We start from the raw sequence: 13,052 nt of genomic DNA on the forward strand, positions 1-13,052 counted from the left end.
CTGAGATGACTGATTTAAGCCTTGGTCGCCATGCCGCTATTCCGTCGCCGCCAAATCACAATCAAGACATCAATCCTCAAGCGGTGCTTGGGGCCGAAATTATTATCGAACAACTGCATAAGTTTTATGGTTCAGTTAAAGTCCTTGAAGACTTAGATCTACATATTCAGCCAGGTGAGTTTTTAGCCATTGTCGGACGCAGCGGTTGTGGTAAAAGTACCCTGCTGCGCCTGATTGCCAACCTAGAACAACAAAGCTACGGCGAAATTAAATTTAAGTCCGCGCGACACCTCCGCGAAGGGATTACCGCAGACGATATACGGGTCATGTTCCAAGATCCACGACTGCTACCTTGGCGTTCAATTGAACAAAACGTACAACTGGGGCTGCCGAAACAACAACATGCCACAGCCTCGGGTCTGCTTGAAAAAGTCGGACTCAAAGAAAAAGCGGGGCTTTGGCCTTCGCAGCTCTCTGGGGGACAGCGTCAACGGACCGCTTTGGCACGCGCTTTATCGCATAAACCACGGATTTTATTGCTCGATGAACCTTTGGGTGCACTCGACGCCTTAACCCGCTTAGACATGCAGAATTTGATTGAAAAATTATGGACGGAACAAGGCTTTACCGCCATTTTGGTCACCCATGATGTCAGTGAAGCCGTTCAACTGGCCGATAGGATTATTTTGCTAGACCGTGGCCATATTGCCAAAGAGTTTCAAGTCGACCTGCCCCGCCCTCGCGTCAAAGATATGCAGTTCAATACCCTTGAACAGCAGGTGTTAAATGCGGTTTTAGCCACATAAGTAGACTAAAAAATCCTTAGCTTGGGGGGCTAAGGATTTTTTATGCTGAATTTTAGTAAAAAAAGCAGAAGACTGTCATATGACTTAAGCATACTTTATTTTAAATAATGTAATAAATTTCACGTTATTTTTATCCAAACATACCACTTCACATTGAATCATTTCATATAGTTTAGACAAAATAGTTTTTATATAATTATATTTTATTGGACAACTTTTAGAATTTATCGCACTTTAAGAGTCAATCTACAGAATAAATGATCATTATTCAAAAAATTAAATTTCCACTTTGTGCACAAATCTGATGATTTGCCGTACAATTTGTCCTTCCCCCTTTTTATTGTTTTTTAAATTAGAGAATGGAACAGAAAAAGAGTACTCAAAAACGCCACCAGCTGCTGAATGCTGCATTAGATGTCTTCTCGCTCTATGGATTTAATGGAGCAAGCTTAGATGAAATCGCACAGATTGCTGAAATGCACAAATCGAATATTTTCTATTACTATGAAAATAAAGAAGCTTTGTACGTTGAAGTTTTAACGACGGTTTTACAAAAATGGTTAGCCCCACTACAGATGTTAGAAGCTGACTTAGAGCCGGAAGAAGCGATCACCAACTACTTATTGCAAAAAATTGAGGTTTCTCGGACTCAACCGAAAGCGTCTCGCTTGTTTGCTTTAGAAGTGATCCAAGGAGCTCCGCATATTTTGGAAATCCTTAAAGGGCCTTTAAAGAAGTTGGTCAAACGTAAAGCCAAAGTCATTAGCAATTGGCAAGAGCAAGGTAAAATTTCAACTGAAATAGACCCTGAGCTGTTAATCCTCAACATTTGGGCATTAACACAAAACTATGCTGATTTTGCCACGCAAATGGAAATGGTAACAGGTAAAACCCTACGTAACCGCAGTATGCAACAACGAGTCATTCAACATACCGTGCATATGATGCTGTATGGCGTGATCCCGCGAACACCGTCTGAATTATTCAAAGCTGAGTAATTTTGGCATACGACCATAGCACTCTATGGTCGCCGAATTGAAAAAGACAGAATCAAAGCCTCAGATACTTTCAAATAATGCTAATAATTTCTGAGCTCCCAATAACAAATTGTTTTCCCAGTCCAAATGCGCGGTGTCGTTGGCACCATCTGAAATATATTTGACCGAAATCAGACGGACACCCTGTTTTTTACAGACCTTTGCCAGCGCATATCCTTCCATATCAACCAAATGACACGGTACTTTGGGTTCACCCGTTTCAAAGCTATCCCCTGTTCCACAGATACCAGTGCGGAGTTGTTGGAAAAACGGTTCTAAATGAATTTCCGCAGGATGCATGGTGTCAAATGGGGTAAAACCGACAGCGAAACCCAGTGGAGAGACATCCATGTCGCGTTGTACAAATTGAGAAACTTCAACCAATTCATGCTTATCAAAATAAGTACTGCCTGCTGTACCTAAATTAATCAGGGTTTTACAGCCTGTTTTTTGAATCACTTCAAATGCTTTATAGGCCGCGTTGACTTTACCAATACCGCTGTAGTGAACTTCAATCCCTGCTTGCTCAAACAATCCTTTAGACTCATTTGGCAAAGCCATGATCAATGCAACATCTGACATAAAATACTCAATTAACAGACTTCATGCGTGCCATTAGAAAACAAATCGATCCGAAAGAAAAGCGCCTCTGGTCTCTGCTACACCAAAGTGTATAAGGCCAGAGGCGCTTTAAACTGAAAGGATTGTAGACCTCATTTATACTGCTGTTCTAAATATGTTTTTAAGCACGGCGAAAAGAACAAATGACCTTGATAAAAACCGTGTGCCGTCTTGGTTGCGACCAAGCTCCATAACAACATCAGTATGGCTGCAAAAGCATAGCCAACGGCATACAAGAAAGCCAAGTTGAGTTGTTGGGCTAAGTTTAAGATTGCGAGTGTATACACGCCCAATGGGAAGGTCAGTCCCCACCAACCCAAATTAAACGGTAAGTCCTGTTTGGCATGGTGCAAAGTCGTGAGTACCGCAATTCCCAACCACCACAGTCCAAAACCCAGCAGGATTAAACTGGCTAAAATCCCTGCCTGATGAAATAACTGACCCAGTTGTGCTAAGCCCAAACTCGCCATCAGCGTCGGTGCCTGATGTCCTAAAACCAATAACGCCAAAGCAGCAGTGCCTATCGGCCCCAAAGCCAACCAACTGCTGACCGCCAACTCTTTTTCAGGCAATTTATGTAAGACCAAACGCAACATTAAAATCGTTAAAATTGCAAAGGCGGGTAATACTGAAACACCCCACAACACATAACTACCCAATAAAATCGCAACGGCATGAGTATCAGCTGCCAAATGCCCCAGTAATAAACCACCACTGCTGGCTGCAACTTCACAGGCCACGATTGGCAATAACCACACCGCGGTCATCTGCTGTAAAGCATGCTCCTGATGTCGATACATGGCAAAAGGAACTGCCCACGCCACCAAGAGCGCCAAGACCACATCGGCATACCAGAGCGCTTGCGCAATCTGTACAGCTGTGTCGCCATAAATAGGCTGACCATACTTTAAAAAGCCATTGAGGATGGTGGCCAGCGCCATCGGAATCGTACCTAAAAATAGGCTCATGCTTGGATGTTGAAAAATCTGTTTGGCTTCGTGCGGATAAAATGCCCAACGTAAGCCATATAGCACACTAAAAAGTACGAACAATAAAATATTGAAATACCACAGCCCTGTGCCAAGTTGCCATGTGAGTGCCTTTAACATCGGAAACTCTGATACAATTAACGCCACAACACCTGTTCCCATACTGACAGTGAACCAGTTGGGAGTGAACTGACGAATGATATTGTGGCGCTGTCCAAGTTGTGTAAATGGTTTTTGCATGAGTTCGGCCTCATTTAAAATCTACATTTATACTAATCAAATCCACAAATAAGAAAAATTGATTAATTTATATTAAATAAATCAATAAAATTGATATAAATATACTTTGCACTAAATTTTGCGTTGTCAAAAAACAACCACAAGACGAATGCCCAAGAATATGGCAATATATAAGCCGTTCTTAATTCCAAGCACTTGATTTGCCCATGAAGCTGCTCCGTCTAAATGCTTTGCCCTCAAATACCCAATTAGAAAAAACCGCTGTCACCATCGGTAATTTTGACGGGGTGCATTTGGGTCATCAAGCCATGATTCATCAGCTCAAAGCCGTTGCAAAACAACAAAATCTAAAAACAGTGGTGATGATTTTTGAGCCTCAACCACTTGAATTCTTTAAAGGTTATGATGCTCCACCGCGTATTTCATCATTGCGTGAGAAAGTCGAATATTTAACTGAGCTAGGTGTGGACTATATTGCGGTCGCAAAATTTGACAACAGCTTCCGAAGTTTAAGTGCAGAACAATTTGCCGATATTTTAAAAGAAAAACTCCATGCCCAAAGTTTGGTTTTAGGTGATGACTTTCACTTTGGTAAAAACCGCCAAGGCAACAGTGAGTTTCTAGAAAACTATGGTTTTCAAGTCCACAATCTAGAAACCATCCTCTCAGAAGGTGAACGCGTCAGTTCAACTCGGATTCGCCAAACACTAGCCGCAGGGGACTTGGCGCTGGCTGCTCAGTTATTGGGGCGCCCTTATAGTATTACGGGTCGCGTACAATATGGCGACCAAATTGGCCGAACCCTTGATTTTCCAACCATTAATGTACGTTTAAACCGACATAAACCCTGTTTAAACGGCATTTATGGTGTAGATGTGATGTGTGAAACCACGTCTTTACGCGACAAAGTGAAAGCAGACCACCCTGATCGATTAGGGGTTGCAGGATATGACCATTCAGCGCTTTTTGGTGCGGGTCATGTCGGAACACGTCCAGCCATTCAACAAGCACAGCCAGAATGGCGATTAGAAGTACATTTCCCTGATGTTTCTGCTAATCTGTATGGCTTGTTAATGCGGGTCACTTTCTTGAACTACTTACATGGTGAAAAGAACTACCCTTCGCTGGAAGCACTAAAAGCGGGAATTGATGATGATGTGGTGAAACTGCTTGAGTTCCGCCAAAACACCCCCACATATCCCTTTTAAATACCAATCAATTTTATGTAAAACGCGTCAGCCGAGCCGCTGATTAAATTGGAAGACATCTTGCATGAGCGATAAGCAAACTACTGAAAATGCAGTGGATTATAAAGCCACACTCAACCTCCCAGGTACCGAATTTGCCATGAAAGCAAACCTTGCGGTGCGTGAAGCAAAATGGTTAGAAGAGTGGTATGCCGACAACATTTATCAGCAGATTCGTGCGTCGCGTATTGGCAAGAAAAAATATGTTCTGCATGACGGTCCTCCTTATGCAAATGGCCAAATTCACTTGGGTCATGCGGTCAATAAAGTTTTAAAAGATATCATTATTAAAAGTCGTATTCTCGACGGCTTCGATGCCCCTTATGTACCGGGTTGGGACTGTCACGGCCTTCCGATTGAACTGAAAGTAGAAGAGAAAGTCGGTAAAGTGGGCGTGAAGGTGGATGCTTCTACTTTCCGTAAAGCCTGCCGTGAATATGCTTACACCCAAGTTGAACTGCAAAAGAAAGACTTTGTACGTATGGGCGTGTTTGGTGACTGGGACAATCCTTACCTGACCATGAACTTCAAGCAGGAAGCGGACATTGTGCGCTCTGTTGGCGCGATTGCAAAAGCAGGCCATATCGAACCAGGTCTTAAACCTGTGAATTGGTGTTTAGACTGTGGTTCAGCTTTGGCTGAAGCCGAAGTGGAATATGAAGATAAAAAATCTGACGCGATTGACGTTGGCTTTACGGTTGTCGACTTAAAAGACTTAAGCGCACGTTTAAATATCAACGTAGACGCTGCAACAGATATCGTAATTTGGACCACCACGCCTTGGACTTTGCCTGCAAACCAAGCGGTTGCCGTCCATGCTGAAATTGACTATCAACTTGTTCAAGTTAGCACCGACCGTGGCGTGCAAAACTTTATTTTAGCTAAAGACTTGGTTGAATCGGCAGTTGAGCGTTATAAGCTTGAAAACCCTGTGGTTCTCGCTGATTTTAACGGCTCAGTAATCGAAAACCTATTATTACAACACCCGTTACTGACCGATCGCCAAGTGCCTGTGATTTTAGGTGAACATGTCATTGCAACCAGCGGTACAGGGGCGGTACATACGGCACCGGGCCATGGTGTGGACGACTATAAAGTTGGCTTACAGTACAACTTAAAAGTTGAAAACCCAGTGGGCGGTAATGGTGTGTATTTACCAACTTCACCAATTTTTGCAGGCGAGCACATCTACAAAGCCAATCCAAAAATCATTGAAGCTTTGGGTGCAGTTGGTCGCTTATGGGCACATCAACCAATCAAACACAGCTACCCACACTGCTGGCGCCATAAAACACCGATTATCTTCCGTGCGACCCCACAGTGGTTTATCAGCATGGATGCACAAGGCTTGCGTCAAAACGCGTTAAATGCGATTGAAAACGAGATCAGTTTTGTGCCTGATTGGGGTAAAAATCGTATTCAAGCCATGATCGAAGGTCGTCCAGACTGGTGTATCTCACGTCAACGTACGTGGGGCGTGCCAATCCCATTCTTTGTGCATAAAGACACCAACGAGCTCCATCCGCGCACAGCAGAGTTGATCGAAGAAGTCGCGAAATTGATCGAGCAAGAAGGGATTGATGCTTGGTATAACCGTGAAGCGAAAGACTTTATTGGTGATGAAGCGGAACAGTACAACTGTGTGCGTGACACTTTAGACGTGTGGTTCGACTCAGGCACAACTCACTATGCCGTACTGCGTGAACGTGAAGAACTCACCGATCCTGCTGATTTATACCTTGAAGGTTCAGACCAACACCGTGGTTGGTTCCAGTCTTCATTGCTCACCTCAATTGCCATCAATGAACGTGCGCCGTACAAAGGCTTACTGACCCATGGCTTCGTGGTGGATGAAAAAGGCCGTAAGATGTCAAAATCTTTGGGCAACATCATCACCCCACAAGACATTATTAAAGATATGGGTGCAGACGGCTTACGTTTCTGGATTGCATCGGCCGATTACCGTTATGAAATGACTGCTGGTAAAGAAATCTTTAACCGTGCATCAGATGGCTACCGCCGTATTCGTAACACGTTACGTTTTTTATTGGCAAACTTAAATGGTTTCAAACCATCGACGGATGCACTGCCTGTAGATCAATTGATCGCACTTGATCAATACATCTTGCAACGTGCAGCGGACGTACAGAAAACCATTCAACAAGCCTATGAAGATATGAACTTCCATATCGTGGCAAATGCACTAACCAATTTCTGTATCAATGACTTGGGTGGTTTCTACCTCGACATCATCAAAGACCGTCAGTACACCACCAAAGCCGATTCACAAGCGCGCCATTCAGCTCAAACTGCGCTGTATCATTTGGTTCAAGCCTTTGTACGTTGGATGTCACCAATTTTGAGCTTTACTGCTCAAGAAGCATGGCCACTCATTCCAGAGCAAACTGAGAAATATGTGTTCACTGCGGAATGGTATGACATTCCTGTGGCTTCAAAAGCAAACTTGTTGTCTGAAGCCGATTGGCAAACCCTGATTGCAGTGAAGTCTGCGGTGAACAAGTTCATCGAAACTGCGCGTACCGCGAAAATTGTGGGTTCAAATCTCTCTGCCAAAGTTGAACTGTGGGCAGATGCAGAACTCAAAGACGTACTGGATCGTCTAGATGATGAACTTCGCTTTGTTATGATCACTTCACAAGTCTTGGTCAATGCATTCGATGCAACTCAAGGTGAAGCCTCTGATCTGGCAGGTCTGAATGTTCAAGTCTCGGCGGCTGATGGTGAAAAATGTGTACGCTGCTGGCATGTGCTGCCAGATGTGAATACACATGTTACACATCCAGGTCTATGTGGTCGTTGTATTATCAACCTTCCTACAGGCCAAGGCGAAGAGAGAAAGTATGCCTAACCCACAACATAAAAAGGGCTTATTCCAATTCTATCCGCACAATTTGGTGTGGGTAGGTTTGGCTATTCTAGCCATTGTCTTAGATCAATGGACCAAATGGATTGCCAGTACCCATCTGAATTATGCAGATCCAGTACCAGTCCTGCCCTTTTTAAATTGGACTTTATTGCATAACTATGGCGCAGCCTTTAGTTTCTTGTCCGATGCGGGCGGCTGGCAACGCTATTTCTTTACCTCTCTTGCAGGTATTGTGTCTGTCATTTTTCTGTTTTGGCTAATGCGTATGCCTAAAACCGTGAAAGTGCTGCCCATCGCGATTGCCCTTATTTTAGGTGGTGCTATAGGGAATTTAATTGACCGTGTAACCTTAGGCTACGTGGTTGATTTCATTCATGTGTACTATCAAAACAGCCACTTCCCTGCGTTTAATATTGCAGATAGTGCGATTACACTAGGAACGATCCTTTTGTTGATCGATACCTTTTTTCTCGAAAAAAACCGTATCCAACGTGCCGAAGTAAACCATGACTGATTTTATTAATCCCAATGAAGAAACTCGCGTAAGCGAAGGTTCAAAAGTAGAGTTACATTTTTCTGTTTGCATTGAAAATGGCGTAGAAATTGATAACACACGTAGCCGTGAAGAGCCTGTGAGCCTTGTAATGGGTGATGGCAGCTTACTACCTGGTTTTGAAAAAGCACTGTTTGGTTTACGTGCTGGCGACCGTCGTACAGTGAGCCTACCACCAGAAGATGCTTTTGGCCCGTGGAATCCTGAAAACGTACAACAGTTTGATACAGTCAAATTTGAACAGCGTCCTATTGAAGGGCACATGATCGAGTTTGAAGACAAAGCCAAACAAAGTCTTTATGGTGTGGTTAAAACTGTAGGTGATGACATCACCGAAGTCGACTTTAACCATCCATTGGCAGGTAAAGATATTACCTTTGAAGTGGAAATCTTCAAAGTGACGCCTGCAGGCCAACAAGGCATTAAAATTATGTAAAAAGACAGATCGACTGTCTGTGTGTCAGCTAAAGCTCCTTCGGGGGCTTTTTTAATGCCTTAAACATTTTTCTATCAGATACATATTCAATCTATGCAAAGCCTAATTTTCATACTACCGTAGCGTAATCACATTTATTTTCCCAAGGATTTTTCATGAAAATTCAGGTCATTATAGGCAGTGTGCGCGAAGGTCGGACAGCCATTAAAGTTGCACGATGGGTGCAACAAGGCTTTGAACAACTTGGGCTCAATACGGTCCAACTCGAATTGGTCGACTTAAAAGAGTGGGGGTTGCCGATTTTTTCAGGTGCAAATCCCCCAATGACAGGGATTTATGATCAACCCAAACAACAAGCATGGGCCGACCACATTGCGCAAGGCGATGCCTTTATTTTCATTAGCCCCGAATACAATCATGGTTATAGCCCTGCACTTAAAAATGCCTTGGATTACTTAGGCAAAGAATGGCAAGGCAAACCTGCAGCCTATATCAGTTATGGCGGGACCAATGGCTCACGCTCCATCGACCAAATTCGCCAAGTCGGTACTCAGCTCGGTCTGGTGGATACCAATGCGGTGATTGAAATTCGAGATATTTTTTCACGCAATAAAACCGCAGATTTTGAACCAAATCCTTTTGATGAGAAGAATCTAAAAACAGCAATTGATAAACTCATTAAATATGTCAGCGCATAAGCATGAGATTCTTCTGTACGCTATTGCTTACAGTAACTTGAGTATTTGTCGGCTTTTCAATAAACAGCATCGACGCTATAGTTAAATCATACAGAGACAGGATGTCTCAGATGAAAAACAAAAATAACAATATACACAGCAGGATGCTGATCGGTAGGACAGGAGTTATACCGCTTGAAAGAATTTAAAAAGCCCTCGACAGGATGTCGGGGGCTTTTTAATTGTATTGATTTTTAGCTCAATATTTCTCTAAAAGCCCAAATCACGATCAGATATTAACGAACCTCTTATATGCTTCAATACTTTAGAAGAAACTCGTGAATACAAATTAAAATTGGTCTGACTGGATGTCTTTCTCAACTTAAATATTACAAAAATAATGATATAAAACATATAGATAAACACATAATTCTTCCCAAGTAATCATTTCCGTCCAACGTACATATTTAAGCGCTAATCTATAAATTAGATCCATCAAATATTAAGACTTTCACCGTTTGTCGGTATGTTCTTCTGTACAACGAAATATTACATCTGGCGCTCGCACTACACTTTATACTCTCGCCCACTGAACATTTGCCGCTTTAGCCAAAATGCTTCAGTCCAATACAATAAATTAAAAAAACAAAAATAGAGACCATTCACATGCAACTAAACACCACACTTTTAAATGATTATTGCAAAATTTATGTCGCTGACCCCGAATATACAGATGTAGATGCTCTAGCCGCCTATGTTAGAGTCCATCGCACAGAACTTATGCACGAGTTGCATCAGTACGGCATCTTATTATTTCGTGGCTTTAAATTACAACGTCAGTATGAATTTCATGAGTTGATCGAACATCATTTTCAGCTTGAACCTTGGCATACATTTACGCCTAAAAAATCAGGTTGGTTCGCCTCTCTCATTCGTAAATATAGCGAGAATCGTGCAGGTGATGATAGACCTTATCTCAACCACAATACGGTGCAATTAGGCTCTGTTGAAAACTCAATTCAAGGTCCACATGTCGAAGGTGGCCTATACTCGGCTCGCTCGCGTTATATTGCCTTGTTTTGCCAAGAACCCGCGGACCACTTACTCGAAACCGGGTTTAATAACCTCGAAAAAATTTGGGCCCATTTTCCAGTTAGCGTACAACAAAAATACTTAGGCGCATGGAATCATTTTTCTTATATTTCAACACGTAAGCTTAATCTATTTGATCGATTGACCTTCAATAAAATCTCAGTTGGTTTCCAGAAAAAATCAAATAAAGAAAACAAACTTACCTTAAAACGCTCACCTTTCGTTGTCATACACCCGAACACGCAAAAATTGATGATCCAGCCGTGGGCTTTTGCAAACAATACCAACGCTTTTGCCCATCAAGCTGCACAAAAAAGCTTTAAGCAGCGAGGAAAGCTTCAACCAGACCCCTCGGCTAATTGCATGCAACTGCCATGGGAACTTTTTACCCATGAAGGTGAAAAAATTGAATGGACCGATCAGGAAAAACAGCACTTCTTTGAAGCCTTATATAACGATGCACTCTTGCTCCAGTGGCAAAAAGGGGATGTCGCCTTGGTCGATAATATTAAAATTGCCCATTGGCGGATGAATGGCAAACAAGGACAACGAAAACTGATGCAGATCCAAGCCAATGTCTTCAATGCCGATCGACATGCTGCGCTTTAAGACCGTCTTTTTTAGCAACACTCTGTTTGGGTGATTAATGTGAAAGCAGCTGAATTAAATCTGCATGTTTCCCATCCTCAATCACCCAAATACTGCCATCTTTCGCTTGTTGTAAACCACGGATACGTTCTTTCATATCTATCCGTTGGATTTCTTTTACCGGCTGTGCTGTGGTGTCTACAATAATTAATACTTTAGATGAAAGCCCACCAATGATGGCTTTATCCTGCCACTTTGGAAACATCTGTCCCGTATAAAAAATCAAACTCGATGGAGAAATTACAGGGGTCCAATCTAATTTTGGCGCTTCAAACTCAGGCCGCGTGGCGTGGTCAGGGATATTCAAACCACTATAATGATCACCATTCGAAACGATTGGATAACCATAGTTTTTAGCCTTTTGAATTAAATTGAGTTCATCCCCACCTTTAGGTCCCATCTCAACCACCCACAGTTGTTTTTTGGCATCCAAAGCCATTCCTAAAGGATTACGATGCCCCAAACTCCATATTTGTTTTGCGATATCCCCCTGCGCCTGAAATGGATTATCTAAGGCAACCGAACCATCATCATTCAAACGAATCATTTTTCCAAGGTTCGATTTTAAATCTTGTGCAGGATCAAACTTTTGCCGTTCTCCCGAACTAATCCATAATTTCCCTGCGCTATCAAATAATATCCGATGTGCATAATGTCCCTGCCCGCGCACCTTGGGTACTTGTTTCCATATCGTTTGAAGATTATCTAATTGTGGCTTTGCCTGATCTAAATTCAAATTAGCACGAATCACGACCGCACCATAACCACCTTGCCCTGCTTCTGCATAGCTAAGATAAATTTGATGGTTTTGTGCAAACTCAGGATGTAAAACAATATCACCTAATCCGCCCTGACCACCATAAGCCACTTTAGGTATATTCCTAATGAGAGTCTTTGTCTGATCTATAGGATTAAATAAAATCAACTGCCCAGATCTTTCTGTAATTAATAACCGCCCATCAGGCAATACCGCTAATGCCCATGGCTCATTAAATTCAGCAATACGCTTGAGGTGCATAGATGTACCTAAAGAAGCAGAACTAGCCTGTTGTTCCTGTGCTGCTGACTCCGCTGGTCTTTGTGCATGACATGCCATTAATCCAAAAAATGCACTCACTGTCATCAACAAACAAAAAGCTTTTTTTCTCAGCATTGCCTTCCCCATTAAATGCACGATCACCATTCATTGTAGAGAAATTATAAGTACAAGGTTATCCGCTTTGGTAACAAGATGAATCTATGTAAGTCAAAGCTTACAAATACTGAGGAAAGTGACCACTAGCCTTAAAACAGCTTACAACGTATATTAAATACATCAGGAGACAGGACGTTTCCCAAACTTAAAACAACAATAATCAGTTTGAGCATCAGGATGTGAGATATGACAGGAGTTGTATCTAAACACTGAAATACAAAGAAACCTCGACAGGATGTTGGGGTTTCTTTTTTATTGAGTACATTAAAATCTAAATCAAAACCTGTTTTGGCATATTTTGCATGATCACGAGTTAACTAAGCCATTCTTTTCCAACGGATATAAATGAAATAGCTGTTCAGTTACTCAAAATATATACAAATACTTGGTTAAAATTTCTTGTAGTAAAGAAAAAACCATCAAATTCAAGGGAGAAACTAAACCTATTAAATTTTAGAGGCCCCTATTAAATGGCGCATTCTCCGCTCTACTCTTTTTATTTTTAATATTTTCAGCATAAAAAAATCCCCCTAACCGTTAAGTTAGGGGGATTTTGAATTAATGAGCTGGCGATGACTTACTCTCACATGGATAACTCCACACTACCATCAGCGCTAAGAGGTT

11 protein-coding genes are annotated in these 13,052 nt (G+C 42.2%); 8 read left to right on the forward strand and 3 right to left on the reverse strand.

What is annotated here, in order from left to right; all coding sequences use genetic code 11:
• The first annotated feature begins 5 nt into the window (after positions 1-5).
• Together JZ787_RS14690 and JZ787_RS14695 are read left to right on the forward strand one after the other, a co-directional pair.
• Positions 6-806, forward strand: coding sequence for an ATP-binding cassette domain-containing protein (locus JZ787_RS14690; protein WP_178928699.1), 801 nt, complete (start codon positions 6-8; stop codon positions 804-806).
• A 359-nt stretch (positions 807-1,165) separates the two neighbouring features.
• Entirely contained in the window at positions 1,166-1,804 is a 639-nt protein-coding gene (locus tag JZ787_RS14695) for a TetR/AcrR family transcriptional regulator (protein WP_004684172.1), read from the forward strand.
• A gap of 60 nt (positions 1,805-1,864) precedes the next feature.
• Here the strand turns inward: JZ787_RS14695 and JZ787_RS14700 are convergent, their stop codons facing one another.
• The gene (locus JZ787_RS14700; protein ID WP_346312702.1) at positions 1,865-2,425 is read right to left on the reverse strand and encodes a 5'-nucleosidase; all 561 of its coding nucleotides are present in this window, start codon (positions 2,423-2,425) and stop codon (positions 1,865-1,867) included.
• A gap of 131 nt (positions 2,426-2,556) precedes the next feature.
• Positions 2,557-3,693: a TDT family transporter gene (locus JZ787_RS14705; RefSeq protein ID WP_346312703.1), complete on the reverse strand. Its 1,137-nt coding sequence runs from the start codon at positions 3,691-3,693 to the stop codon at positions 2,557-2,559.
• Positions 3,694-3,899: 206 nt separating this feature from the next.
• On the opposite strand from JZ787_RS14705, the gene ribF reads away from it, so the two are divergent.
• From ribF to JZ787_RS14735, 6 genes are all read left to right on the forward strand, one after another.
• Positions 3,900-4,901, forward strand: coding sequence for a bifunctional riboflavin kinase/FAD synthetase (ribF, locus tag JZ787_RS14710; protein ID WP_346312704.1), 1,002 nt, complete (start codon positions 3,900-3,902; stop codon positions 4,899-4,901).
• A gap of 64 nt (positions 4,902-4,965) precedes the next feature.
• Entirely contained in the window at positions 4,966-7,809 is a 2,844-nt protein-coding gene (gene ileS / locus JZ787_RS14715) for an isoleucine--tRNA ligase (RefSeq protein WP_346312705.1), read from the forward strand.
• Positions 7,802-8,341 carry a signal peptidase II gene (gene lspA / locus JZ787_RS14720; RefSeq protein WP_010325539.1) on the forward strand — a complete coding sequence of 180 codons (540 nt, stop codon included), beginning with the start codon at positions 7,802-7,804 and terminating at the stop codon, positions 8,339-8,341. Before ileS ends, lspA begins: the two co-directional genes overlap by 8 nt.
• Entirely contained in the window at positions 8,334-8,816 is a 483-nt protein-coding gene (locus JZ787_RS14725; protein ID WP_004684162.1) for a peptidylprolyl isomerase, read from the forward strand. The genes lspA and JZ787_RS14725 overlap by 8 nt, the downstream gene beginning before the upstream one ends.
• A 155-nt stretch (positions 8,817-8,971) precedes the next feature.
• Entirely contained in the window at positions 8,972-9,514 is a 543-nt protein-coding gene (locus JZ787_RS14730) for an NAD(P)H-dependent oxidoreductase (RefSeq protein ID WP_346312706.1), read from the forward strand.
• 645 nt (positions 9,515-10,159) lie between these two features.
• Complete coding sequence (locus tag JZ787_RS14735) at positions 10,160-11,194, forward strand: TauD/TfdA family dioxygenase (protein WP_346312707.1); 1,035 nt, start codon at positions 10,160-10,162, stop codon at positions 11,192-11,194.
• Between the two features lie 34 nt (positions 11,195-11,228).
• On the opposite strand, the gene JZ787_RS14740 is transcribed toward JZ787_RS14735, so the two are convergent.
• Positions 11,229-12,386: a PQQ-dependent sugar dehydrogenase gene (locus JZ787_RS14740; protein WP_126039052.1), complete on the reverse strand. Its 1,158-nt coding sequence runs from the start codon at positions 12,384-12,386 to the stop codon at positions 11,229-11,231.
• Positions 12,387-13,052: the final 666 nt, after the last annotated feature.

The sequence above is a fragment of the Acinetobacter sp. BWR-L5 genome, assembly GCF_039655985.1.
Classification (GTDB): Bacteria; Pseudomonadota; Gammaproteobacteria; order Pseudomonadales; family Moraxellaceae; genus Acinetobacter; species Acinetobacter johnsonii.